23 protein-coding genes are annotated in these 23418 nt (G+C 67.5%); 15 read left to right on the forward strand and 8 right to left on the reverse strand.

Going from position 1 to position 23418, the window contains the following annotated elements:
• The first annotated feature begins 181 nt into the window (after nt 1-181).
• Complete coding sequence (locus ACFVWG_RS00455; protein ID WP_391540960.1) at nt 182-670, forward strand: DUF6294 family protein; 489 nt, start codon at nt 182-184, stop codon at nt 668-670.
• A 146-nt stretch (nt 671-816) separates the two neighbouring features.
• Nucleotides 817-1821 (forward strand): slipin family protein, encoded by a 1005-nt coding sequence (locus ACFVWG_RS00460; RefSeq protein WP_391540961.1) that lies wholly within the window; start codon nt 817-819, stop codon nt 1819-1821.
• Here the strand turns inward: ACFVWG_RS00460 and ACFVWG_RS00465 are convergent.
• On the reverse strand, nt 1776-2732 hold the full coding sequence (locus tag ACFVWG_RS00465) for a 2-hydroxyacid dehydrogenase (RefSeq protein ID WP_391540962.1): 957 nt from the start codon (nt 2730-2732) through the stop codon (nt 1776-1778). The two genes, ACFVWG_RS00460 and ACFVWG_RS00465, sit on opposite strands and share 46 nt — an antisense overlap.
• Nucleotides 2733-2880: 148 nt before the next feature.
• On the opposite strand from ACFVWG_RS00465, the gene ACFVWG_RS00470 reads away from it, so the two are divergent.
• Complete coding sequence (locus tag ACFVWG_RS00470; RefSeq protein WP_391540963.1) at nt 2881-3891, forward strand: magnesium and cobalt transport protein CorA; 1011 nt, start codon at nt 2881-2883, stop codon at nt 3889-3891.
• Nucleotides 3892-4665: 774 nt separating this feature from the next.
• Here ACFVWG_RS00470 and ACFVWG_RS00475 read toward each other — a convergent pair.
• Nucleotides 4666-5970, reverse strand: coding sequence for a Gfo/Idh/MocA family protein (locus tag ACFVWG_RS00475; RefSeq protein WP_391540964.1), 1305 nt, complete (start codon nt 5968-5970; stop codon nt 4666-4668).
• A gap of 55 nt (nt 5971-6025) precedes the next feature.
• Here ACFVWG_RS00475 and ACFVWG_RS00480 point away from each other — a divergent pair, with 55 nt between their 5' ends.
• Nucleotides 6026-6997 (forward strand): LacI family DNA-binding transcriptional regulator, encoded by a 972-nt coding sequence (locus ACFVWG_RS00480; RefSeq protein WP_391540965.1) that lies wholly within the window; start codon nt 6026-6028, stop codon nt 6995-6997.
• Between the two features lie 68 nt (nt 6998-7065).
• Here ACFVWG_RS00480 and ACFVWG_RS00485 read toward each other — a convergent pair whose 3' ends face one another.
• Nucleotides 7066-7554, reverse strand: a complete 489-nt coding sequence (locus ACFVWG_RS00485) for an Lrp/AsnC family transcriptional regulator (RefSeq protein WP_391540966.1) — start codon at nt 7552-7554, stop codon at nt 7066-7068.
• A gap of 118 nt (nt 7555-7672) precedes the next feature.
• Here ACFVWG_RS00485 and ACFVWG_RS00490 point away from each other — a divergent pair, with 118 nt between their 5' ends.
• The 3 genes from ACFVWG_RS00490 to ACFVWG_RS00500 are packed head-to-tail and all read left to right on the forward strand — an operon-like array spanning nt 7673 to nt 11054.
• Nucleotides 7673-8761 (forward strand): thiamine pyrophosphate-dependent enzyme, encoded by a 1089-nt coding sequence (locus ACFVWG_RS00490; protein WP_391540967.1) that lies wholly within the window; start codon nt 7673-7675, stop codon nt 8759-8761.
• Nucleotides 8762-8763: 2 nt separating this feature from the next.
• Nucleotides 8764-9750 (forward strand): alpha-ketoacid dehydrogenase subunit beta, encoded by a 987-nt coding sequence (locus ACFVWG_RS00495; RefSeq protein WP_391540968.1) that lies wholly within the window; start codon nt 8764-8766, stop codon nt 9748-9750.
• A complete protein-coding gene (locus ACFVWG_RS00500; protein ID WP_391540969.1) occupies nt 9747-11054 on the forward strand; it encodes a dihydrolipoamide acetyltransferase family protein in 1308 nt (435 codons plus the stop codon). The genes ACFVWG_RS00495 and ACFVWG_RS00500 overlap by 4 nt, the downstream gene beginning before the upstream one ends.
• Before the next feature lie 42 nt (nt 11055-11096).
• Here the strand turns inward: ACFVWG_RS00500 and ACFVWG_RS00505 are convergent, their stop codons facing one another.
• From ACFVWG_RS00505 to ACFVWG_RS00520, 4 genes are all read right to left on the reverse strand, one after another.
• Nucleotides 11097-11894 (reverse strand): S1 family peptidase, encoded by a 798-nt coding sequence (locus ACFVWG_RS00505; protein WP_391540970.1) that lies wholly within the window; start codon nt 11892-11894, stop codon nt 11097-11099.
• A 137-nt stretch (nt 11895-12031) separates the two neighbouring features.
• Complete coding sequence (locus tag ACFVWG_RS00510; protein ID WP_391540971.1) at nt 12032-12736, reverse strand: TetR/AcrR family transcriptional regulator; 705 nt, start codon at nt 12734-12736, stop codon at nt 12032-12034.
• A 207-nt stretch (nt 12737-12943) separates the two neighbouring features.
• Nucleotides 12944-13771 (reverse strand): aldo/keto reductase, encoded by an 828-nt coding sequence (locus ACFVWG_RS00515; protein WP_391540972.1) that lies wholly within the window; start codon nt 13769-13771, stop codon nt 12944-12946.
• A 16-nt stretch (nt 13772-13787) separates the two neighbouring features.
• Nucleotides 13788-14966 (reverse strand): MFS transporter, encoded by a 1179-nt coding sequence (locus ACFVWG_RS00520; RefSeq protein WP_391540973.1) that lies wholly within the window; start codon nt 14964-14966, stop codon nt 13788-13790.
• 124 nt (nt 14967-15090) lie between these two features.
• On the opposite strand from ACFVWG_RS00520, the gene ACFVWG_RS00525 reads away from it, so the two are divergent.
• Together ACFVWG_RS00525 and ACFVWG_RS00530 are read left to right on the forward strand one after the other, a co-directional pair.
• On the forward strand, nt 15091-15540 hold the full coding sequence (locus ACFVWG_RS00525) for a MarR family winged helix-turn-helix transcriptional regulator (RefSeq protein WP_391540974.1): 450 nt from the start codon (nt 15091-15093) through the stop codon (nt 15538-15540).
• Nucleotides 15541-15577: 37 nt separating this feature from the next.
• Entirely contained in the window at nt 15578-15994 is a 417-nt protein-coding gene (locus ACFVWG_RS00530; protein WP_391540975.1) for a VOC family protein, read from the forward strand.
• On the opposite strand, the gene ACFVWG_RS00535 is transcribed toward ACFVWG_RS00530, so the two are convergent.
• Nucleotides 15960-16856 (reverse strand): LysR family transcriptional regulator, encoded by an 897-nt coding sequence (locus ACFVWG_RS00535; protein ID WP_391540976.1) that lies wholly within the window; start codon nt 16854-16856, stop codon nt 15960-15962. The genes ACFVWG_RS00530 and ACFVWG_RS00535 overlap by 35 nt on opposite strands.
• Nucleotides 16857-16926: 70 nt before the next feature.
• Between ACFVWG_RS00535 and ACFVWG_RS00540 the strand changes: the two genes are divergently transcribed.
• The 6 genes from ACFVWG_RS00540 to ACFVWG_RS00565 all read left to right on the forward strand — a co-directional run bounded on the left by ACFVWG_RS00540 (nt 16927) and on the right by ACFVWG_RS00565 (nt 23417).
• On the forward strand, nt 16927-17979 hold the full coding sequence (locus ACFVWG_RS00540) for an SDR family oxidoreductase (protein ID WP_391540977.1): 1053 nt from the start codon (nt 16927-16929) through the stop codon (nt 17977-17979).
• 9 nt (nt 17980-17988) lie between these two features.
• A complete protein-coding gene (locus tag ACFVWG_RS00545; protein WP_391540978.1) occupies nt 17989-18576 on the forward strand; it encodes a helix-turn-helix domain-containing protein in 588 nt (195 codons plus the stop codon).
• A gap of 74 nt (nt 18577-18650) precedes the next feature.
• Nucleotides 18651-19799, forward strand: a complete 1149-nt coding sequence (locus ACFVWG_RS00550; protein ID WP_391540979.1) for an NAD(P)/FAD-dependent oxidoreductase — start codon at nt 18651-18653, stop codon at nt 19797-19799.
• Nucleotides 19796-21505 (forward strand): FAD-dependent oxidoreductase, encoded by a 1710-nt coding sequence (locus ACFVWG_RS00555; RefSeq protein ID WP_391540980.1) that lies wholly within the window; start codon nt 19796-19798, stop codon nt 21503-21505. The genes ACFVWG_RS00550 and ACFVWG_RS00555 overlap by 4 nt, the downstream gene beginning before the upstream one ends.
• The gene (locus tag ACFVWG_RS00560; protein ID WP_391540981.1) at nt 21502-22419 is read left to right on the forward strand and encodes a dihydrodipicolinate synthase family protein; all 918 of its coding nucleotides are present in this window, start codon (nt 21502-21504) and stop codon (nt 22417-22419) included. Before ACFVWG_RS00555 ends, ACFVWG_RS00560 begins: the two co-directional genes overlap by 4 nt.
• Nucleotides 22416-23417, forward strand: coding sequence for a proline racemase family protein (locus tag ACFVWG_RS00565; protein ID WP_391540982.1), 1002 nt, complete (start codon nt 22416-22418; stop codon nt 23415-23417). Before ACFVWG_RS00560 ends, ACFVWG_RS00565 begins: the two co-directional genes overlap by 4 nt.
• The last annotated feature ends 1 nt before the right edge of the window (nt 23418 follow it).

The following is a 23418-nucleotide window of genomic DNA, read 5'->3' on the forward strand; positions in this document are numbered from 1 at the left end:
TCGCGGGCAGTCGGCGGGGTGGATTGGGGCAGGGCTGCCGACGGGCTTCGGTGCCCTGATGAGCGCCCGATCGCCACTGGGGCGGCGCTCGACGTGCTGTGAGGGTGAGGTTGTGCCGGTGCTGGGGAACGTGCACCGATCGGCGGAACGCCCAATCCTTACGATCACAGCTGGAGTCTCGATGAGTAGGAAGTTGCTTTCAGCAACGAAATTGGCCTTGGTGGTACTGGCCGGCTCGGTCGCCGTCACCGGGCCGGCACTGGCCGCACCGGTAGCTCCGGGCGCTGCGGTCGTGCAGCCGTCCGCTGGGACCTTCCGGCCGGCGGTCGACAGCATGTTCTGGCAGACCGTCTCGGACTCGCATGCCGGCGACTGCACCATGTTCCGTGGCGCGGGCTGGACCCTGCGGTCGGACGGTTCGATGTCGTTCGACGGAGTGGTGACCAGTAGCGACGACGGTGACGTCTGGCTCATGCGCGTCCGGGTCCTCGACCGGAGCGGTGCCGAACTCGGCTGGGTGACCAACGCGACCCAGCAGACGCCGGACCCGGCCACGTTCGCCAAGGGCATGCCCAACAGCTCCGACCAGTACCACTGGCTGGCGTCTGGCTGGTTCCCGGCCGGCTGGTACGGCTTGATCGGATCGATCGAGATCCACAACAACTGCTGACGCAGTAACGCTTCGGCCCCGGACCTTCCAGGTTCGGGGCCTGCCCGTCGGTGCGAGCTACGCTGAAAGTGCGCGGATCGCTCGAGTTCACTGAGTCCGGCCCGGAAACACCCCGCCGGTGGCACGACCCGTGCGGGGAGACGAACGTGATCATCCTCTCTGTCCTCATCGTGGCGCTGGTCGTCGGTCTGATCGGATCGGCCTTGAGCCTCCGCGTGGTCAAGCAGTTCGAGCGTGGCGTCGTCCTCCGGTTCGGACGGGTCCGTCCGGAGGTCCGGGGCCCCGGTCTGGCCGTGCTGATGCCGTTCGCCGACCGGATGCAGAAGGTCAACATGCAGATCATCACGATGCCGGTCCCGGCCCAGGACGGCATCACCCGCGACAACGTCACGGTCCGCGTCGACGCGGTCGTCTACTTCAGTGTCGTCGATCCGGTCCGGGCGACCGTCGACGTCCAGGACTACATCTCCGCCATCGCCCAGGTGGCGCAGACCTCGCTGCGGTCGATCATCGGCAAGAGCGACCTGGATGACCTGCTGTCCAACCGGGAACGGCTGAACCAGGGCATGGAATTGATGATCGACAGCCCCGCACTTGACTGGGGCGTGCATATCGAGCGGGTCGAGATCAAGGATGTGGCGCTGCCCGAGACGATGAAGCGGTCGATGTCGCGGCAGGCCGAGGCTGAACGCGAACGCCGGGCCCGGGTCATCACCGCCGACGGCGAACTGCAGGCGTCGGAGAAGCTCGGGCAGGCCGCCGAGGTGATGGCTCAGCACCCGGCCGCACTGCAACTGCGACTGCTGCAGACCGTCGTCGAGGTCGCCGCCGAGAAGAACTCGACGCTGATACTGCCGTTCCCCGTCGAACTGCTCCGGTTCCTGGAGCGCTCGACCCCGGCAGAGCAGCCCGCACCGGCTGCCGCCGTACAGGCCGCTGCGCCAGCCGTCGAACCGGCTGAGCAGGTACCGGCCGTCGAGAACGGCGCACCTGCGCCGGCGGTGACAGCGGCTCCGCCGGTCGCGGAGCTGGCCGCGGTCCCTGAACTGCTCCGTCAGCTCCTGCACCCGACCGCCTCCGGTCAGGTGGAGCCGGCCGGGGATCATCAGTGGCCTTCGGACTCCGGCACCGGGGTCAACGCGGTGCCGTAGGCGAACCAGTTGAGCAGGTTCTCCACGACGAGGTTGCCCATGGCGGTGCGGGTCGGGACTGTAGCCGAACCGACGTGGGGCAGGAGCACCGCGTTCGGCAGGGTGAGGAGGTCGGGGTGGACCTTGGGCTCGTGCTCGAAGACGTCCAGCCCGGCCGCGAAGATCGTGCCGGAGCGGAGGGCGTCGACCAACGCCTGCTCGTCGACGACCGAGCCGCGGGCGACGTTGATCAGGATCCCGTCCGGCCCGAGTGCCGCCAGGATCTCGGCGTTCACCAAGTGGCGCGTCGAGTCGCCGCCAGGGATCACCACCATCAAGGTGTCGACGTTCTCGGCCAGCTCGAGCAGCGTCGGGTAGTAGGGATAGTCGACGTCCTTCTCGCTGCGGTTGTGGTAGGCAACGGAGATGCCGAACGGGGTCACCCGGTCAGCGATCGCCTGCCCGATCCGGCCCAGCCCGAGGATGCCCAGGCGGCGGCCGTGCATCGTTGCCTTGGTCAACGGATAGGACCCGTCCTGCTGCCACTTGCCGGCCCGCAGGTAGCGCTCGGCCTGCGGGAGCTCGCGAACCGTCATCAGGAGCAGACCGAGGGCCGTGTCGGCCACCTCGTCGTCCAGCACGCCTGGGGTGTTGGTGACCACGACCCCCCGCTCGGCCGCGGCCGCGGCGTCGATCTGGTCGTAGCCAACCCCGAAACTGGCCACGAGCCGCACCGCCGGTAGCTGATCCAGGAACGCGCCGTCGATCACCGTGCCACCGGTGGCGACGGCAACGATCTCGTCGCGACGAGCGGCGAGCACCGCGTCGGGATCGCTCTCCTCCCAGAGCCGGATCAGCTCACAGTGACCGCTCAGGCCGGCGGCGACGGCCTCGTGCATCGGTTTCGGCATCAGCACCAGTGGTTGTCCCATGCCCACATCCTCTGCGACCGATCCCGCCCGGACCAGGTACTCAATGCGCATTTCCCAGGCACTGGACAGGAACTGCTCCCGAAGTTCACCTCTTCACCCCTGTTTCGCGGCGGGGCCCGTCAGCGACGATCGGGGCAGGGAGGCAACCATGATCATCGACTGCGCGTACTACCAGGACGGGCGCCGCCAGCACGTCGGGCCGATGTCGGTCGGCGACGCCGCCGCGCACTGCGCCAAGGGCGGATTCGTCTGGCTGGGTATGTTCGACCCGACGCCCGAGGAGCTCGCCCAGGTCAGCGATAGTTTCGGCCTGCACGAGCTGGCCGTCGAGGACGCCCAGACGTTCCATCTGCGGCCGAAGGTCGAGCCGTACGAGGGCAACATCCGCCTCGTCATCCTGCGCACCGCCCGGTACGACGAGCAGCGGGAGGAGGTCGAGTTCGGCGAGGTCAGCGTGTTCGTCGGGCCGGCGTTCGTGATCACCGTCCGCCAGGGCGTCGCGAGTGATCTGCACGGTGCGCGGATCCGGCTGGAGCAGCGTTCGGAGCTGCTGGAGGCCGGCACGAACTCGGTGTTGTGGGCGATCCTCGACCAGGTGGTGGACAGCTACGGGCCGGTCGTCGCGGAGCTGGAGCGGGACATCGAGGAGGTCGAGCGCACGGTATTCGCCGGCTCGGTCGCCCCGACCGAGCGGATCTACTTCCTCCGGCGCGAGGTGACGGACTTCTATCGCGCCGTGCACCCGCTGCTCGCCGTACTGACCACGATCGAGCGCGGTGCGCGCAACACCGAGCTCCTGCCGTACTTCCGCGATGTGCACGACCACCTGGTGCTGGTGAACGAGGAGGTGGCGGCTCAGCGCGACCTGCTGGCGACAGTGCTCGAGGCGAACATGGCAGTGATCTCAGTCGAGCAGACCAAGGTGAGTGTGCGGCAGAACGCGACCATCGAGCAGCTGACGATCCTGGCGACGGTCTTCCTGCCGCTGACCTTCGTCACCGGCTTCTTCGGCCAGAACTTCGCCTGGCTGGTCGACCACATCGGTGCCGAGTGGGACTTCCTCGCTCTCGGCCTCGGTGGCCTGCTACTGCCTTGTGTGGCCTTGCTCATCTGGTTCCGCCGCCAGCGAGCCGCCCGCCAGCCAGATCCGTTGGAATAGGCAGTGTGCGGTACGCCGGGCGCCCACGCCACCACTTGCGGCTCTTGTGACGTAGGTGTGGGTAGTTCGCACGTCGTCGGACCGACGGGTCGCCGTCCCATCGCAGGGTCTCGGGCAATGTGATCGGCGAATGTGGGGACGATGTCGCCGACTGAACGCACCGTGCTGCCGGACATCGATTCCTGGCGGCAATCTCCTTCCACTCGACGTCGGACCGCTGTTTCTGCACGGCGACTGAACCCACCGTGCTCGCCCCGGGGGCAGAGGAGGCGGCGGGAAAGGCGTGGGGTGGCGGGGCGGACCGCCAGCACTGTCTAACTCCGCGCGGCTCGGACACTTCAGGCTCAGCATCACCTGCACCAGTAGTCGCGCGGCAGGTTGGACAGTGGCACAGGTCCGGCACCGCGGGGGGCGCCGGATACAACCCGGGGGCGTGCACACCCCGCGGGGGCCTTGAACAAGTCATGCCTTGTGCACAGCCCCCGTTTCCTGTCCACACCTCCAGCAACTGCACGCAGGTCACCTACCGCCAACGCTGGAACAGCGCCCAGCCAGCCCACCAGCACACCGGTCAACTGACCCGCCACACGGAGAAGACCGGTACGCCGCACCACCCACGAATGAGTCAAAAGAACCCCACTTGCGGCCGGAGATAGGAAGTTGGGGCGTGAGATCGCAAGCAACAGGTCTCCAGCCCCAACAAGGTGTCTCGCGCCACCACAGGTGGCGGGGGCGTTCAGGTGCGCGTGATCGGCGGGTTCGGGCGGTCCGGAGCTAGCCGAGGTTTAGGTCGGCGACGGTTACGGGGTGGCCGGTGGTGAGGGACTGGTTAGCGGCGATGCCGACGGCGACGGCGTTGATGCCGTCGTTGATGTCGGCGGCTCGGGCGAGGGGGTCGTTGGTGGGGCCTTGGAAGAGGTCGGCGTAGAGGAGGCGGTCGCCGCCGCCGTGGCCGCCGGCCGCTCGGGGGATTTCGACCTCTACGGCGGCGGCCCAGTGCTTCTGGAGGATCAGGCGTTCGCCGTCGGAGCGGATGTCGCCGGTGATGAGGTTCCCGGCGGGGTAGCTCGGGTCGATGTGGGCGTCGAGTACGGCGGCGCGTTCGACGACCTCTAGTTCGGCGCGGCCCTCGGTGCCGTTGACGGAGACCTTGTAGCCCTCCCAGGGCGAGTGTGCGTTGAGGGAGTAGCTCAGGCGGGCGCCGTTCGTGTACTCGGCGATGACGGCCAGGTTGTCCTCGATGGTGATGCCTGGGGCGAAGACGTCCTGGTCGCGGAGGTAGCCGTCGTACTGCTCGCTCTCGTAGTAGAGGCGGCGGTTGGCATCGTCTACGCGCAGGTCCAGCAGCCAGGGGTCGTCGGGCATGGTGTCGACGGTGCCGCGGAGTGGGCGGGGGCCAAGGCCGCGAGTGGCGGCGTTCTGGTCGCCGTAGAAGGACAGGGCGCCGGAGGCAAAGACCCGGGCCGGCTCGGAGGCGATCCACCAGTTGACGAGGTCGAAGTGGTGAGAGGCCTTGTGGACAAGGAGTCCGCCGGAGTTCTGCTTCTGGCGGTGCCAGCGGCGGAAGTAGTCCGCGCCGTGCCTGGTGTCGAGCACCCACTGGAACTCGACGCTGGTGACGGTGCCGATCGCGCCGTCTGCGATCAGTTGGCGCAGGGCGCTGTTGCGTGGCGAGTAGCGGTAGTTGAAGGTCACGACGACGGACTTGCCGGACTCGGCCATCGCAGCGGCGATCTCGCGGGTGCCCTCGGCGTTGATCGTCAGCGGCTTCTCGACGATCACGTCGGCGCCGGCGCGGAGGAGCCGGGAGACGACAGCGGCGTGGGTGTAGTCGGGGCTGGTGACGATCACCCGATCGACGGACTGCTCCTTGACCATCCGCTCCAGGTCGTCGGCGCCGTACTGCGGGAGACGGTGGCCGCCGAGCTCTTCGACGTACTGCTGGTGGAAGTCGAGGCGACCTGGGTTCGGGTCGAGGAGGGCGACGAGTTCGGCGTCGGCGGAGTGGTCCTGGAGGATCGCGCGGACGTACTCGCGGGCTCGGGATCCGGTACCGGCGATGGCGTAGCGGCGGGGCATGGCGGGGCCCTTCTACTCGTGTAGATTCTACTCGTGTAGACCGTATCATCGGGTCATGTCGCCGTCTCCTGTCACGCGTAATGACGTCGCCCGGTACGCCGGTGTGAGTACCGCGGTCGTGAGTTATGTGGTGAATGACGGGCCGCGGGCGGTGTCGCCACAAGCGCGGGAGCGGGTGCTCGAGGCGATCCGTGTGCTCGGGTATCGGCCGAACGCGACGGCGCGGGCGCTGCGGACGGGGAGCACGAAGACGTTCGGGCTGATCACGCCGGACGGTGGGAACCCGCTGTTCGCCGAGCTGGCCAAGGCGATCGACAAGGCCGCGGGTGAGCGCGGGTACGTCGTACTGCAGACAAGTGCTGATGGTGACGCCGAAACCGAGCGGCTGAAGGTTGCTGAGCTGCTCGCGCGCCAGGTGAGCGGGCTGGCGTTGGTGACGCCCGCCGAGGCGCCCGACCTGGCTGGCGCCGACCTACCAGTCGTCATCGTCAACCGCGTGCTGCCGGGCGTGAGCTCAGTCGGCCCCCGCTACCGCGAGGGTGCCCGAGTTGCGGTTGAACACCTCGTCGGTCACGGTCACACCCGCATCGCCCTGGTGATTGGCGAGAGCGGCGCGAAGCCAGTGCCTGAGCGGGAGCGCGGGTGGCGGGAGGGGTTACGAGCCGCGGGACTGCCGGATGGGCCGCTGATGAGGGTGGCGTTCAGCCGGGAGGGTGGGTATGCGGCGGGCCGGTGGCTGGCGGGGTTGGAGGTCACGCCCACGGCGGTGTTTGTCAGTTCGGACTTGCAGGCGGTGGGTGTTCTGCGGGCGTTGAGGGAAGCGGGGGTGCGGGTGCCGGAGGACGTTGCGGTGGTGGCGTTTGACGGGACTGCTGAGGCGGAGTGGTGTGCGCCGGCGCTGACGGTGGTGCGGCAGCCGTTGGAGCGAATGGCGAGTGAGGTGGTCCGGCAGTTGGTGGAGGGGCCGGTCGGGCGGTCCACGGCGTACCCGACCGAGTTGGTGATCAGGAAGTCCTGCGGCTGTTAGCGGGCGAGTTGACTCCTAGCGTCCGAAAACACGCCGACGGTGCGCTGCGGACATTCGGACGTAAGGATCTAGAGGGTGCCTAGGTCCTCGAAGATGAGGGCGGTGCGGGTGCCCAGGACCTCGGGGATGGCTTGGAGCTTCTCGAGGACTACGCGGCGGAGGCCCTCGTTGTCGGCGGCGCGGACCAGCAGGATGGCGTCGAAGTCGCCGCCGACCAGGGCCATGTGTTTGATCTCGGGGATGGCTTGGAGCTGTTCACGCAGCGAGCGCCAGGAGCTTTGGCGGAGACTGAGCGTGACGTACGCCGAGGTGGCGAGGCCGAGTTTCAGCGGGTCGACGGTGACCGTGAAGCCGGTGATGGTGCCGGTGCTGGTGAGGCGTTCGACGCGGGCGTAGGCGTTCGCCCGGGAGATGTGGACCAGCTCGGCCAGGGCGCGGATCGAGAGCCTTCCGTCGCGGCCGAGAGCCTCGACGATCTGACGGTCGATCTCGTCGAGCGCCGGAGCGATGACCATCCGTCCAGGTCCGGCCTGATGCGGGATCTCGTCCTGGGACATTCGTTCTCCAAATCGGCCGTTGAGGAACCAGTTGTCCAGGGATTTTCCCAGGTCTGGATCCGAATGGCCAGAAGGACGACGATGTGGCCACCGTCCGTCTCCCTGCACTGGAGGGTTAATGACCACCGTCGAGGAGCGTTTGCTCCCCTCCGAAGAACCTGTCCGGTTGATCGACCAGGACGGGGTTCTGCACGACCATTCGTCGTACCAGCTGCCGACCGAGCAGCTCCTGCTCGACGGCTACGTTGAGTTGATCAAGGGTCGTCGCATCAACGATCAGGCCAGTGCGCTGGTCCGGCAGGGCCGGCTCGCCGTGTACCCGTCGTCGCATGGGCAGGAGGCCTGCCAGGTGGCGGCCTCGATGGTGCTCGCCGAGGGGGACTGGCTGTTCCCGACCTACCGCGACACGGTGTCGATCGTGAGCCGCGGGGTCGACCCGATCGAGACGCTGACGCTGCTGCGTGGTGACTGGCACTCGGGCTACGACCCGTACGCGCGCAACGTCGCGCCGCAGTCCACGCCGCTGGCGACGCAGCTCACGCATGCGGTTGGTGTTGCGCACGCGGCACGGTTGAAGGGCGAGGACACGGTAGTGATGGCGCTGTGTGGTGACGGCGCTACCAGCGAAGGCGACTTCCATGAGGCGCTGAACTTCGCTGCGGTCTTCCACGCACCGGTGGTGTTCTTTGTGCAGAACAACGAGTACGCGATCTCGGTTCCGCTGGCCAAGCAGACCGTCGCGCCATCCATTGCTCACAAGGGCATCGGGTACGGCGTTCCCGGGGAACGGGCTGATGGCAACGACCTTGCCGGACTGCTCGCCGTACTGGGAGAGGCTGTTGCTCGGGCGCGTGCTGGTGAGGGACCGCAGTTGGTCGAGGCGCACACGTACCGGGTGCAGGCGCACACGAACGCGGATGACGCGACGCGCTACCGGCAGGACGACGAGGTGACGCCGTGGCTGGCCAAGGACCCGATCAAGCGGCTCGAGGCTTACCTGACACAGGCCGGGTTGCTGGATGACGCCGTACGGGAGCGGGCTGAGAGCTCGGCCACGACGGTGGCGCAGTACCTGCGTGACGGGCTGATGCCCGAGCCGGGCGTGGATCCGGAGGAGCTGTTCACGCATCTGTACGCCGTACAGACGCCGCAGTTGGCTGAGCAGGCTGCGTTCCTGCGGGACGAGCTGGCGCGAGAGGAGGCCTGACCATGACGCACGAGAAGATTTCGATGGCGCAGGCGCTGAACCAGGCACTGCGGGACGCGATGAAGGCCGACGACTCCGTGCTGATGTTCGGTGAGGATGTCGGGGCGCTCGGGGGGGTCTTCCGGATCACCGACGGGCTGACCGCGGAGTTCGGCGAGGATCGTTGCTTCGACACCCCATTGGCCGAGTCCGGGATCGTCGGGATGGCGGTCGGGCTGGCGATGAACGGGATGCGGCCGGTGGTCGAGATGCAGTTCGACGCGTTCGGGTATCCGGCGTTCGAGCAGATCGTCTCCCACGTGGCGAAGATGCGGAACCGGACGCGCGGGAAGGTCGCGCTGCCGATGGTGATCCGGATGCCGTACGCCGGCGGGATCGGTGGAGTCGAGCATCACTGCGATTCGTCGGAGGGGTACTACGCGCACACGCCCGGGCTGACGGTCGTTGCCCCGAGCACCGTTGCTGACGCTTACACGTTGTTGCGTCGGGCAATTGAATGGCCGGACCCGGTGGTGTTCATGGAGCCGAAGAAGCTCTACTGGGCCAAGGAAGAGGTCGATCTCACCGAGGATGTGCCGGGGATCGGGAAGGCTGTTGTACGGCGGGAAGGTGCGGACGCGACTCTGATCGCGTATGGGCCTTCGGTGCCGGTCGCGCTGGAGGCCGCGGAGGTTGCTGCGGCTGAAGGGCGGCAATTGACGGTCGTGGATCTGCGGTCCGTGGTGCCGTTCGACGACGAGACGGTGTGCGCGGCTGTACGTCGTACTGGGCGGGCTGTTGTCGTGGCTGAGGCCAGTGGGTTTGCGAGTGTTTCGTCGGAGATCGTTGCCCGGGTCACCGAACGCTGCTTCCACTCGCTGGCCGCGCCGGTACGACGGGTGACCGGGTTCGACATTCCCTATCCGCCGCCGAAGTTGGAGAAGTTCCAGCTGCCGGGCGTGGACCGGATCCTTGATGCTGTTGACGATCTGCAGTGGGAGGACTCGTGAACACGTTCCTGCTCCCGGATCTCGGTGAAGGGCTGACCGAGGGCGAGATCGTGCGGTGGCTGGTCGCGGCTGGTGATGTCGTTGCGGTTGATACGCCGGTCGCGGAGGTCGAGACGGCCAAGTCGGTCGTCGAGTTGCCGTCGCCGTATGCCGGGGTGGTCGAGGAACTGCATGGTGAGGTGGGGACGGTGATCCCGGTCGGGAAGCCACTGATCACCATCGGTGCCGAGGGTGGTTCGGCCTACCGCGAGGAGGAACGCGCGGGGTCGGGCAATGTGCTGATCGGCTACGGGACTGGTGAGTCGATTGGTTCCGGGCGTCGTCGGAAGCCGCGCGGGTCGGTTGCAGTGGCGCCTGTTGCGGCTGGCGTGGTGCGGGTGATTTCACCGCTGGTACGACGGTTGGCACGCGACGCTGAGGTGGACCTCAAGAGCGTCGTGGGGACTGGCGCTGACGGACTGATCGTTCGCCGTGACGTGGAACTGGCGATCGCTCGCCGGGTTGAACACATTGCAGATGAATCGCCCGCTCCCGTCGTCGATGAAGTTGTTGCCGAGAGCCCTCTGCCTGTGGCTGAGGTGGGTGGGGCTGTAGATTCGCGGACCGGCTTGCCTGAGTTGCGGCGGGAGCAGACGAGTGGGTTCCGGAAGGTTGCTTCGGCGACGTTGAGTCGGAGCCGGCGGGAGATACCGGAGGCCACCACGTGGGTTGATGTGGATGCGACCGCGCTGCTGGAGTTGCGCGAATCGTTGCGGTCGGCAACTGATGCGGGACCGGGCTTGCTGGCTTTGATGGCCCGGTTCGTGGTGGCCGGGTTGGTGAAGTACCCGGAGCTCAACGGGTTTGTGGATACCGAGCGGGACGAGCTGGTTCAGTACGACGGCGTGAACCTTGGGCTGGCGGCGCAGACCGAACGTGGGCTCGTGGTACCGGCGGTCGCCGGCGCACACAAGTTGAGTGCGCGTGGTCTGGACGGCGAGATCAAGAAGCTGATGGAGACGGCACGCGCCGGGCGGCTGACGGCCGACGAACTCAACCGTGGGACGTTCACGCTGAACAACTACGGGAGTTTCGGAGTCGACGGCAGTGCGGCGATCATCAATCACCCGCAGGTCGCGATCCTGGGGGTTGGGCGGATCATCGATCGGCCGTGGGTGGTCGGCGGTGAACTCGCGGTGCGGAAGCTGACTCAGCTGTCGCTGGTGTTCGACCACCGGGTGTGTGACGGCGGAACGGCTGCCGGGTTCCTGCGGTTCGTGGCCGACGCATTCGAGAACCCGACGTCAGCCTTCGCTGATCTGTAGAAGGAGTGGCCGGCCCCCGTGGGCCGGCCACCCAAAACACTGCTAGCTGTTGATCTGCGTGGTCAACGCGCTCGCGTAGGTGGCGACCTCGGCGTAGACGCCCGGGTTGCCCGCGTCGGCGCAGCCGATGCCCCAGGAGACGACACCGAACAGGCGGCCGTTCAGGACGAGCGGACCACCGGAGTCGCCCTGGCAGGAGTCCTTGCCGCCCTGCTTGTAGCCGGCGCAGATCTCACCGTTGGCGACGTAGCCCTCACTCGCGTACACGTCCTGGCAGTACGCGTCGCCGAGCACCGGCACGAGGACCTTCTGGAAACGGTCCGCGGGACCGGTGCCCTCGGTGTCGCCCCAGCCGTAGACGGTCGACTGCGCGCCGACCGCGTCCGCGGCGGTGCTGGTCTCCAGCGGCAGCGTCGCCACCCCGGTAAACGGCGTGGTCAGCGTCAGTACGGCGACGTCGTGGCCGGCCACCTGCCCGTACTGCGGGTCCTTCCAGATCTTGGAGATCTTCGAGGTCTTACCGGCCGTGGTGCGCAGGTCGTCGCGGCCCTGGACCGCGGTGTAGGTGCTGATCGGCTGGGTGACGCAGTGCGCCGCGGTGACCAGCTTGTTCGCCTTGACGAGCGTGGCACCGCAGTACTGCCCGTACGGGTCGGACGAGCGGCTGTTGTTCAGCGCGATCGCCCACGGGGTCTGCGCGGTGCTGGCCGTCGTACCACCGACGATCTGCGTCGGCGGCTTCGGCTTGGCGGCCTGCGCGGTCCCGACTGCTCCGGCCGAGGCCGCTACCAGGACGACGGCGGCGAACGCGGCACGGGCGAGCTTGAGCTTTCCTGTCATGCCTCACACTCCAGGGTGATCTCAGGAGGCCGCAGGGCGGCGCGGCCTCATAACCGTGAAGAGTTGTCCTGTCACAGGGGGTAGCACAAGCGATTGACCGGGCACAGTGGTGACGGGTCATCCCTGTGTCAGACCGGTCAGGAGAGCTGGCGTGGACGCAGTCCGACCAGAATCACCCGGAGGCCCGCGGAAAACCTGGCTTCGGGGCCGGCTCGGTTGGCGCGATTGAGGTATGCGGCCAGACTTTCGGCGCCGACGCCGAGTTGGTCGCCGGCCTCGTTCGCCCACTGCCGCTCGGTCAGTCCACTGCGGCGAACCATCGCGGACCAGGCGGAGTCGGTGACCGCCGAGCCGATCAGGTAGTGGAAGACGGCGGAGACGGCAGAGTCGAGGTGCTCACCCTTGAACCTCGCCGCGACCAGGATCGACACGAGCTGGTCGGTGAAGGCCTGGTAGTTCGGGCCGAGACCCGCGTGGGTCGCGAGCAGCTGCGGCGCCCAGGGGTGTTCCCACAAGGCCCGGTACGCCGCTGTGCAGGCGACCGTCAGGTGGTCCCGCCAATCCCCGGTGCTGGTCTGGTTGAGCGCCGTACCGAGGATTTCGTCGACTGCCAGCTCGAGCAGGTCGTTCTTGTTGGCGATCCGCCAGTAGAGGGCAGAGGTCGCCGCAGTGCCGAGGGCGGCGGCCATCTTGCGCATGGAGAACCCGTCGAGCCCGTCCCGGTCCAGTACGGCGATCGCGGTCGCGACGATCTGCTCACGGGTGAGCGGAGCCCGGGTCGCCTCGCCCTCGGTCCGGAGCCACACCGAACCGAGGGCTGTTCGCTCATCTGCTGCACGCACTGAAACAGTGTGTCACATCTGAGGACAGTGTATTCGCGACCGCTCCCCGGCCACCAGTTGTGGCCGGAGACATGAAACGGGGGCCGGAGACCTGTGGTGCGGGGTCTCCGGCCGCCACTGTCTGTCTCCGCCCGCGATAACCAGCACCCGGCCACCAGTTGTGGCCCGAGACATGAAACTGCTGTCGCGTGGCGCGGGAGGGAGGAGTCAGGCCACGTTGAAGGTGTCTGGGTGGGGGCCGGTGCGCTCGTCGCGGTCCAGCGGGGTGATCGTGGCGAGGTCCTCGTCGGTCAGTTCGAAGTCGAAGACGTTGAGGTTCTCCTTGATCCGCGCCGGCGTGACGGACTTCGGGATCACGATGTTGCCGAGCTGCAGGTGCCAGCGCAGGACGACCTGCGCCGGAGTCCGGTCGTGCTTCTCAGCCAACCTGGCGATGACCGGGTCGGAGAGCAGCGAACCGCCCTTGGCCAGCGGGCTCCACGCCTCGGTGCGGATCCCGAAGTCGGCGCCGTACGCGCGAACCTCGTTCTGCTGCAGGAACGGGTGCAGCTCGACCTGGTTGACCGCCGGGGTGATGCCGGCGACCTCAGCCAGTCGGTCCAGGTGGTCCGGCTGGAAGTTGGAGACGCCGATCGCGCGGACCCGGCCGTCGGCCAGGATCTTCTCCAGCGCGCGCCACGTGTCGACGTACAGATCCCGCTCGGGGGTCGGCCAGTGGATCAGGTACAGGTCGAGGTACTCGAGGCCGAGCAGCCCGAGGCTGCGGTCGAACGCCTTGAGTGTGCTGTCGAAACCTTGGTCGGCGTTCCACAACTTCGTGGTGACGAACAGGTCCGCGCGGTCGATGCCAGAGGCAACCAGTGCCTTTCCGACGCCGGCCTCGTTCTGGTACGCCGTCGCCGTGTCGATGCTGCGGTAGCCGGCCTCAAGGGCGGCCGTCACGGCCTGCGTGGTCTCGTCATCCGGGACCTGGAACACGCCGTACCCGAGCTGGGGCATCTCGACGCCGTTGTTGAGCTTCACGGTGGGAATCATTGAGTAGATCAATCCTTCAGACAGTGGTGAGGGCAGGTGAGGTTTCAGTACGGCGGCGGTGGTCCAGTGCCCCCGAGGTGAGGGCGGCAAGCAGACCCGCGATCGCCAGTGCGGCACCGACCCAGTTGGGGGCCGTGTAGCCGAGACCGTGCGAGATGGTCAGGCCGCCGAGGTACGCGCCGATGGCGTTCCCGAGGTTGAAGGCGGCGATGTTGGCCGCGGACGCCAGTGCCGGAGCGCCGACCGCCTTGTCCATGACCCGCTTCTGCAGCGGAGCCACGGTCGCGAACCCGGCCGCGCCGAAGATCGCGATGGTGATGGCAGCCGGCACCTTCGCGTGCGCCGTGAAGACGAACACGACCAGTACGGCGGCCAGTAGCGCGAGGATCACGTACAGACTCGGCATGAGTGAGCGGTCAGCCGCCTTGCCGCCGAGCAGGTTGCCGACGACCAGGCCGCCACCGAACAGCACGAGCAGCCAGGTGACCGCGCCGGACGAGAAGCCCGCGACCTCGGTCATCATCGGCGCGATGTAGGTGAACGACGCGAACACGCCGGCGAACCCGAGCGCGGTCATCGCCAGCGCCAGCCACACCTGCACGTTCTTGAACACGGCCAGCTCGACCCGCAGGCCGGGACCCTCGGCGGTGTCCTGCTTGGGGACCAGGAAGACGATCCCGAGCAGGCCGATCACGCCGAGCGCGGTCACTGCCCAGAACGTCGACCGCCAGCCGAACTGCTGACCGAGCGCCGTACCGCCGGGAACGCCGAGCACGTTGGCCACGGTCAGGCCGGTGAACATCAGCGCGATCGCGCTCGCCTGCTTGGCCTTCGGCACCAGCGAGGCAGCGACCACCGAGCCGACGCCGAAGAAGGCGCCGTGGGCCAGCGCGGCCACGATCCGGCCGGTCATCAGGACGCCGTACGACGGGGCGAGCGCGGAGAGCAGGTTGCCCGCGATGAACACCCCCATCAGGGCGATCAGCACGGTCTTGCGGGACACCTTGGAGCCGATCGCGGTCAGCAGCGGGGCGCCGACGACGACACCGAGCGCGTAGCCGGAGATGAGGAGTCCGGCGGACGGGATGCTGACGCCGAAGTCGGTCGCGACCTCGGGCAGCAGGCCCATGATCACGAACTCGGTGGTGCCGATCCCGAAAGCACCGATTGCCAGAGCGAGCAACGCCGCGGGCATAGTTTCTGGTCTCCCTCGAATGTAGTCTTACGACTGTTACCAGCGTGCGCGATAGTTGCACACGCGGGCTATTGCGCAAGCGCTATGATTGCGCATGCAAACACAAAGTTCAAGTGGAGGGGTCATGGGACTACCGGACGACGCTGCCGAGGCGCGGGCGCAGGGCTGGCGAACCCTGGCCGCTCTGCACGCCCGGATCGAGGACGAGCTGGAGCGCGCGCTGCAGAAGCAGCACGGCCTCTCCGTGAGCGAGTACGGCGTACTGGACGTGCTGGCCCGTCAGGACGAGCACCACCTGCGGATGAACCAGCTGTCGAACGCGGTCGTGCTCAGCCAGTCCGCGACGACGCGCCTGGTGAGCCGCCTGGAGGACCGCAAGCTCCTCGGGCGTTACCTCTGCCCGACCGACCGCCGGGGCATCTACACCGAGGTCACCGCGACCGGTCGCGAGCTGCTCGACCAGGCCCAGCCGACCCATGACGCCGTACTGACTGCTGCTTTGCAGAAGGCTGCCGAGCTGCCAGAGCTCGCGCCGCTGGTCAGCGCGCTGGACAAGCTGCCGCTGACGGTCTGACTGTCACAGCCGAGGACGCTGTTCTGTCCTTGGCTGCATGACGGATAACGAGTTCCCCGCGCCTGAGCGCGGGTTGGTGGTCACGCAGTTCCTGACCGTGCGCGATGTCGCGGTGTCGGCCGAGTTCTACGCCGAGGTGTTCGGCGGGACGATCGTCCGCGCGAAGAATCCGGCGACTGTGCGAGTCGCGAACACCTGGATCATCATGAATCCCGGTGGCGGACCGACGCCGGACAAGCCTGATGTCACCTTGACCGCGCCCGAGCCGGCTGACCCGGTGTCGGCGTTCCTGAATGTGCGGGTCGCCGATATCGCCGCGTTCTACGAGCACGCGCGGTCGAAGGGGGCTCGCTTCCTGACCAAGCCGCTGGATCGTGGGGCCGAGATCCGGTGCTATCTGGTCGATCCGGACGGCTATCTCATCGAGATCGGACAGACGACCGGTCTGCAGTGATCGACTGACCGAGCACGTCGATGAAGGCCGCGGCCAGTGGGTCTGGGGTGCCGCGCGTGTACGCCGTCAGCGCGCGGGTGATCGGTGGATTCGGGCGGAGGATATGGCCGTCGTACGACGTCGGCAGGATGTTGGACGGGACCAGCGCCGGGCCGAGTCCGGCGGCAGCGAGGGCCGGAGCTGCTGCGGTCTGTTCGGTGCGGATGGCAACCAATGGTTCGAAACCTGCTTGTGCACAAGCGATATCGAGTACGTCGGACAGTCCGTGGCCGGCGGTGTAGTGAACCCAGGAGCGGTGGGCGAGATCGGTCAGGTTGACGGTGTCGCCGACGGCGGCTGGATCGTCGTTCGCAAGGACGACGACGAAGTCTTCGGTGCCGAGTGGGTGGACGGTGCCCTGCCAGTCGGTTGGTTCGGGACCGATCGCGAGGTCGGCCTGACCGGCGTACATGGCCTCGACGAGTTCGTCGGTGTGGCGGTGCTCGAAGAGGCGGATGCCGACCTCGGGGTAGGACTGGCGCCAGCGGCGGAGCGCGGCGGGGAGGATCCCCAGGGTGATGGAGTAGAGCGTGCCGATCTGCAGCTCGCCGACCTCGAGGCCGGCCGCTTGGCGTGCGGCGCACTGCGCGCGGTAGGCGTCGGCCAGCGCAGCGCGGGCGTGCGGGATCATCGCGCGGCCGGTCGCGGTGAGCCGGATGCTGCGTGGCAGCCGTTCGAGGAGCCGGCCGCCGGCCGAACGCTCGAGGGCGCGGATCTGGTGGGACAGGGCCGGCTGGGTGACGTGGAGCTGCTCGGCCGCCTTCGTGAACGAGCCGGTATCCACGACGGTGACCAGGTACTCGAGCTGGCGCAGCGTGGTCATAAGCACACCTTATGGGATAGGTGATCACTATGACTTGGACTTATCCACACGGTACCCACAGGCTGTGGATATGCAGAAGGTGGCGTTGGTGGTCGGTGCCCGGGGTGTCATCGGGTCGAATCTGGTCGAGCACCTGGCCTCGCTGGAGGACTGGCGAGTGATCGGGTTGTCGCGGCGCGGAGGCGTCGACGTACCGGGGAAGGTTCGGCATCTGGCGGTGGATCTACTCGATGCCGTGGACACTCGGGTGAAGCTGGCAGGGCTTGCTGACGTGACGCACGTGTTCTACGTGGCGTATCAGGATCGGCCGACCTGGGCCGAGTTGGTGCCGCCGAACCTGGCGATGCTGGTCAACGTCGTCGACGCGATCGAGCCCGTGGCGCGTGGGTTGCGGCACGTGAGTTTGATGCAGGGCTACAAGGTGTACGGCGCACATCTGGGCCCGTTCAAGACGCCGGCGCGGGAGGATGATCCTCCGCATCTACCGCCGGAGTTCAACGTCGATCAGCAGCAGTTTCTCGAGGCCCGGCAGGTGGGAAAGGCGTGGGACTGGTCGGCCTTGCGTCCTTCCGTCGTCGGTGGTGTTGCCTTGGGCAACCCGATGAACCTTGCGGTCGCGATCGCTGTGTACGCGTCGTTGTCGAAGGAGCTCGGGGTGCCGCTGCGGTTCCCGGGGAAGCTCGGGGCGTACGACGCGCTGCTCGAGGTGACCGACGCCGGGCTCTTGGCCAAGGCGGTGGTGTGGGCGGCGACCGCGCCGGCGGCCGCGAACCAGGCGTTCAACATCGCGAACGGGGATCTGTTCCGGTGGAGCGAGCTGTGGCCGAAGATCGCGCGCTGGTTCGAGATGGAGGTCGCGCCGCCGTTGCAGATGTCGCTGCAGGACGTGATGGTGGACAAGGCGCCGGCATGGAAGCAGTTGCAGGTGACACATGGGCTGGCGGCGACGTCGTACGAGGAAGTGTCGTCGTGGCCGTTCGCGGACTTCGTGTTCGGGTGGGACTACGACTTCTTCGCCGACGGGTCGAAGGCACGGCGGGCGGGCTTCCACGAGTACGTCGCCACCGACGAGATGTTCTTCCAGATCTTCGCCGAGCTCAGGCGGCAGCGGGTGATCCCTTAAGCTCCGGGCATGGCGGCGATGGGTGCGGGGCGGGTGCTGGGGCTGAACCTGCGCGCGCGACGGGACGAGCAGGGGATCTCGCTGTCCGAACTGGCCCGGCGGTCGGGGATCGCGAAGGGGACGCTCTCGCAGTTGGAGTCCGGGAGCGGGAACCCGACCATCGAGACCGTGTTCAGTTTGTCGAACGCTCTGGGGGTGCCGGTGTCGGCGCTGCTGAGCGATGCGCCGACGGCTGATCTGATCCTCGTGCGGTCGGCCGAGATCGACGTACTGTCCGGGGACGCGATCGATCTGCGGATGGTACGGCGGCTGGAACCGGCCGGTGGGCTGTTCGAGATCTACACGCAGGACGTGCGGCCGGATGCTGTGCAGCACTCTGACGGGCATCCCGGGATCGAGCATCACATTGTGCTGAGCGGGCGGCTGCGGGTGACCTCGCGGGGTCGGACCGAGGAACTCGGGCCGGGGGACTATCTGGCCTTTCGGGCCGGTGGGCCGCACGGGTACGAGGCGGTGGACGGGCCGGTGCGGTCGGTGCTGCTGCTGGAGTACCCGCCGGACGCTGCGCCGTCCGGACCGGGACCTCATCTCAGCTGACCGTTGACCTCTCGCGGGGCGGCGACGTACGCTCGGGATCGTTCAGTTTAATGAACGGTCCTCGGGAGGTGATCATGCCGGACGTGGTGGTTGTGGGCGCAGGCATGGTCGGCGCCGCCTGTGCGGAAGCGCTATCGGCGGCTGGCGTCCGGGTTCTGGTGATCGATCGGGACGGGCCTGCGGGCGGTACGACGGCGGCCGGCGAGGGGAACGTGCTCGTCTCCGACAAGGAGCCTGGGCCGGAGCTCGACTTGGCGCTGGCATCGCGGTTTGAGTGGGAGCGGGTGCTCGCGCGGATGCCTTCGCAGGTTGCTGATGTCGAGTGGGAGGCCAAGGGTGGCGTGGTGGTCGCGACTGGCGATCCGGCGCCGCTGAAGGCGTTCGCTGCCAAGCAGCGCGCGGCCGGGGTCGATGCCCGTCTCGTGTCTGCGGCCGAGGCGCTCGAGTTGGAGCCGTTGCTGACTCCTCGGGTGACGGTCGCTGTTCACTATCCAGATGATGCGCAGGTGCAACCGGTGCTGGCGGCAACGGCTTTGCTCGCTGCGGTCCGGGAGCGTGGGGGCGAGGTTCGGTCCGGCGTGACGGCGCTTGGGTTGCGGCGGTCCGCGGCTGGGCGGGTGGTCGGCGTTGAGACGACTGACGGCGTGATCGCGTGCGACGTCGTACTGAATGCTTGTGGGCCTTGGGCTGGGGCGTTCAGTTCGTCGGCGGGTGCGCCGATCCGGGTGCTGCCGCGACGGGGGATGGTGCTGGTGACGGCGCCGCTGCCGGAATGTGTTCGGCACAAGGTCTATGACGCGGACTATGTGGGTGCGGTTGGGAGTGGGGACGCCGAGCTGCAGACGTCGACGGTGGTCGAGTCGACGCGGGCTGGGACGGTGCTGATCGGGTCCAGCCGGGAGCGGGTCGGGTTCGACGAGTCGCTGCGGGTTCGGGTACTGCGTGAGTTGGCTCGGAAGGCCGTTGGGCTGTTTCCGTTCTTGGCCGAGGTTGCGGTGATGCGTGCGTACGGCGGGTTTCGGCCTTATGCGCCGGATCATCTGCCGGTGATTGGGCCGGATCCGCGGGTGCCGGGGTTGTGGCATGCGACCGGGCATGAGGGGGCTGGGATCGGGTTGGCCGCTTCCACTGGGCGGTTGGTTTGTGAGTTGTTCCTGGGGTTGGCACCGCATGTTGCGGCGGAGCCGTTCCGGGTGGATCGGGCGGCGGTGATCGACGGATGACCGCGTTCTTCAATCGAGATTCGGTCGGTACGGCGGACGTCGTACCGGTGACTGTGGACGGGGCGCCGGTGGAGGCCGTGGCTGGGCAGACGGTTGCCGGTGTGTTGTTGGGGCGCGGGCGGGACGCTTGGCGGACGACGCGGGGCGGGTGTCGGCCGCGTGGGGTGTTCTGCGGGATCGGGGCCTGCTTCGATTGTTTGGTTGTCGTGAACGGGACTCCGGACGTGCGGGCTTGTCAACGGACGGTTTCTGCAGGGGACTCGATTGAGTCGCAGAACGGTGCTGTTTTGCCTTGTGGGGCTGGGGAATCGGCCGCTGGTGAGACTGTCTCGGCTGAGGTTGTGGTGGTGGGGGCTGGGCCTGCTGGGATGGCGGCGGCGTTGGCTGCGGCTGATGATGGGGCGTCGGTGGTGCTGCTGGATACGGGGCGTTCGCTGGGTGGTCAGTTCCATCGGTCGGCTGCGGCGGAGTTCGGCGTACGGCGGAAGGCGTTCGCGGGTGATCGGGTGTTGTCGCATGAGCTGATCACGTATCTGCCGGAGTCTTCGGTGTGGGCGGTCGAGGGGACGCGGCTGTGGGTGCAGCGTGGTGCTGCGGATGCTCGTGGTCGGTCGGTGTTCGCGGTTGACGGGCAGGTGGTCGTGTTGGCGACTGGTGCCTACGATCGGGTTTTGCCCTTCCCTGGTTGGGATTTGCCGGGGGTGTACACGGCTGGGGCCGCGCAGGCGCTGGCCAAGAGCCAGCGGGTCGCTGTTGGTCGGCGGGTGGTGATTGCCGGGACGGGGCCGTTCCTGCTACCGGTGGCTGAATCGCTGGTTGGGGTTGGCGCTGAGGTTGTTGGGTTGTTCGAGGCCAATCGGTTGTCGACTGTTGCTCGTGGGTGGACGACGGATCCATTGGTTGCTGTTGGCAAGCTTGGTGAGCTCGCGGGGTATGCGCGGACGCTTGCCCAGCACCGCATTCGGTTGCGCCACGGGTGGACTGTTGTTGAAGCCCATGGGGACTCTCATGTCGAGGCGGTGACCGTCGTACGGCTGGACGCTCGCTGGCAGCCCGTGCCTGGCACGGAACGGCGGATCGAGTGCGATGCGGTGTGTGTGGGTTTTGGGTTCACGCCGCAGTTGGAGCTGCCGGTTGCCGCTGGGTGCGAGCTGACCGACGACGGGTTGGCAGTCGTCGCGGACGCCGATCAGCAGACCACTACACCTGGGGTGTTCGCGGCAGGTGAGATCACGGGCATCGGTGGTGCTGGCTTGTCCGCCGCCGAGGGCCGGATCGCCGGCGCGGCTGCAGCGCGACACGCTGGCGCGGCGCGAGGGAAGTCCTTAGGAGCGCCACCGGTAGGGGCGGCTGGGGTTGCTGCGCGGCGCTCGCGCGGTGGTTCGGAGGTGGAGCGGTTGCGGCGGTTTGCTGTTGCGCTGGGGCTGGCTTATCCGGTGCGGGATGGGTGGAAGGCGTGGAGTTTTCCCTCGACGCTTGTCTGTCGGTGTGAGGAAGTTCGGCGGGGAGAGGTTGAGGCTGCTGCTGGGCGTGGGGTTGCGGGGCGGGCCTTGCGACTGAGTAGCCGGGTGGGGCTTGGGTTGTGTCAGGGACGGGTTTGTTCGCGGAATGTGGCCGAGTTGCTCGGCGACAAGACATCGATGAAACGGCCGATCGCCGTACCGGTGCGGTTGGGCGATCTGGCTGAGGCTGAGGAGACGTTGTGACGGAGAAGCTGGACGGCGTGATTGTGGCGACGGCGTTGCCCTACAAGGAGGATGCAGGGGCGCCGGCGGGGTTGCGGCCGGACCTGGATCGGTATGCGGAGCACTGCCGGTGGCTGGTGGACAACGGGTGTCGTGGGGTCGGGCCTAACGGATCGCTCGGCGAGTACTCGTCGCTGACCGATGATGAGCGCCGCGCGGTGGCGCGGACGGCGATTGATGCTGTCGGCAACGACGGTGTGGTGGTTGTCGGGGTGCACGGCGTCGGGGCGCACCAGGCTCGGTCGTGGGCGGAGAAGGCGGCGGAGGACGGGGCGGACGGCGTATTGTGCCTGCCGCCGACGATGTACCGGGCGAACCGGGGCGAGGTGATCCACCACTTCACCGAGGTCGCCAAGGCCGGGTTGCCGGTGATGGTCTACAACAACCCGATCGACACCAAGGTCGACCTCACCCCTGACCTGCTCGCTGAGATCGCGCAGATCGAGAACGTGGTCGCGGTCAAGGAGTTCTCGGGCGACGTCCGCCGGATCCTGGAGATTCGCGAACGGGCGCCGGAGCTGGCGGTGATCGCCGGGGCGGACGACCTGACACTCGAGGCGTTGCTGATGGGCGCGACCGGGTGGTTCGCCGGGTTCCCGAACGTGTTCCCGGCCGAATCGGTGCGGTTGTACGACCTCGCCGTACAAGGCAAGCTGGAGGAGGCCCGGGCGCTGTACGAGCCGCTCGTCGCAGCGTTCCGGTGGGACTCGCGGGTGGAGTTCGTGCAGGCGATCAAGTACGGCATGGACTACGTCGGCCGGTACGGCGGTCACTGCCGCCCGCCGCGTGGGCCGCTGGTGCCCGAACACGTCGCGCAACTGGAGCAGGACATGAAGAAAGCCGTCCTGTATTTAACTGGTTCGGCGCTGGCATGAGATCGATCCGGACGATCAGCGCGATCGACTCACACACCGAAGGCATGCCCACGCGGGTCATCACGGGTGGGGTCGGGGTAGTGCCCGGTACGACGATGGCCGAGCGGCGCGAGTACTTCATGAAGCACCTCGACGGGTTGCGCCTGTTCCTGATGAACGAGCCCCGCGGCCACGCCGCGATGAGCGGAGCGATCCTGCAACCGCCGACCCGGCCGGATGCCGACTGGGGCGTGCTGTACATCGAGGTCTCCGGGTGCTTACCGATGTGCGGTCATGGCACGATCGGGGTCGCGACTGTGCTGGTCGAGTCCGGCATGGTCGAGGTGCAGGAGCCGGTGACTGTCGTCCGGTTGGATACGCCGGCTGGGTTGGTCGTGGTTGATGTTGCCGTGAGCAACGGTCGCGCGGAACACGTGACGCTGCGGAACGTACCGTCGTACAGTCATTCTCTGGATGCTGTGGTTGAGGTGCCGGGGTTGGGTGCGGTCACGTACGACCTGGCGTACGGCGGGAACTTCTACGCAATCCTGCCGCTGGATCAGCTCGGGATCCCGTTCGATCGCGCGTACAAGGATCAGATCCTGGCGGCTGGCCTGTCGTTGATGGATGCGATCAACGCGGTCGACCGGCCGGTGCATCCGCTCGATCTCGGGATCAACGGGTGCAAACACGTGCAGTTCACCGCGCCGGGTCTCGATGGTGCGCATTCACGCAATGCGATGGCGATTCACCCCGGCTGGTTCGACAGGTCCCCGTGTGGGACGGGTACGTCGGCCCGGATGGCGCAACTGCACGCCCGGGGTGAGTTGGCGCTCGGTGTGGACTTCGTCAACGAGTCCTTCATCGGTACCCGCTTCACCGGCCGCCTGATCGAGGAGACGGTCGTCGGAGACCACATCGCCGTCGTACCGACAGTCACCGGCCGAGCCTGGATCACCGGAACCGCCAACTACCTCCTCGACCCCGACGACCCGTTCCCGACCGGCTTCGTTTTGTAGA

This window comes from Kribbella sp. NPDC058245 (assembly GCF_042882005.1).
Lineage (GTDB): Bacteria > Actinomycetota > Actinomycetes > Propionibacteriales > Kribbellaceae > Kribbella.

Coding starts and splice junctions, on each gene's coding strand:
- ACFVWG_RS00540 (WP_391540977.1), top strand. CDS start 16,927: ATGCAGAAGGTGGCGTTGGTGGTCGGTGCCCGGGGTGTCATCGGGTCG.
- ACFVWG_RS00545 (WP_391540978.1), top strand. CDS start 17,989: ATGGCGGCGATGGGTGCGGGGCGGGTGCTGGGGCTGAACCTGCGCGCG.
- ACFVWG_RS00475 (WP_391540964.1), bottom strand. CDS start 5,970: ATGCCCCGCCGCTACGCCATCGCCGGTACCGGATCCCGAGCCCGCGAG.
- ACFVWG_RS00495 (WP_391540968.1), top strand. CDS start 8,764: ATGACGCACGAGAAGATTTCGATGGCGCAGGCGCTGAACCAGGCACTG.
- ACFVWG_RS00555 (WP_391540980.1), top strand. CDS start 19,796: ATGACCGCGTTCTTCAATCGAGATTCGGTCGGTACGGCGGACGTCGTA.
- ACFVWG_RS00465 (WP_391540962.1), bottom strand. CDS start 2,732: ATGGGACAACCACTGGTGCTGATGCCGAAACCGATGCACGAGGCCGTC.
- ACFVWG_RS00505 (WP_391540970.1), bottom strand. CDS start 11,894: ATGACAGGAAAGCTCAAGCTCGCCCGTGCCGCGTTCGCCGCCGTCGTC.
- ACFVWG_RS00480 (WP_391540965.1), top strand. CDS start 6,026: ATGTCGCCGTCTCCTGTCACGCGTAATGACGTCGCCCGGTACGCCGGT.
- ACFVWG_RS00530 (WP_391540975.1), top strand. CDS start 15,578: ATGACGGATAACGAGTTCCCCGCGCCTGAGCGCGGGTTGGTGGTCACG.
- ACFVWG_RS00525 (WP_391540974.1), top strand. CDS start 15,091: ATGGGACTACCGGACGACGCTGCCGAGGCGCGGGCGCAGGGCTGGCGA.
- ACFVWG_RS00535 (WP_391540976.1), bottom strand. CDS start 16,856: ATGACCACGCTGCGCCAGCTCGAGTACCTGGTCACCGTCGTGGATACC.
- ACFVWG_RS00485 (WP_391540966.1), bottom strand. CDS start 7,554: ATGTCCCAGGACGAGATCCCGCATCAGGCCGGACCTGGACGGATGGTC.
- ACFVWG_RS00515 (WP_391540972.1), bottom strand. CDS start 13,771: ATGATTCCCACCGTGAAGCTCAACAACGGCGTCGAGATGCCCCAGCTC.
- ACFVWG_RS00490 (WP_391540967.1), top strand. CDS start 7,673: ATGACCACCGTCGAGGAGCGTTTGCTCCCCTCCGAAGAACCTGTCCGG.
- ACFVWG_RS00550 (WP_391540979.1), top strand. CDS start 18,651: ATGCCGGACGTGGTGGTTGTGGGCGCAGGCATGGTCGGCGCCGCCTGT.
- ACFVWG_RS00520 (WP_391540973.1), bottom strand. CDS start 14,966: ATGCCCGCGGCGTTGCTCGCTCTGGCAATCGGTGCTTTCGGGATCGGC.
- ACFVWG_RS00470 (WP_391540963.1), top strand. CDS start 2,881: ATGATCATCGACTGCGCGTACTACCAGGACGGGCGCCGCCAGCACGTC.
- ACFVWG_RS00565 (WP_391540982.1), top strand. CDS start 22,416: ATGAGATCGATCCGGACGATCAGCGCGATCGACTCACACACCGAAGGC.
- ACFVWG_RS00455 (WP_391540960.1), top strand. CDS start 182: ATGAGTAGGAAGTTGCTTTCAGCAACGAAATTGGCCTTGGTGGTACTG.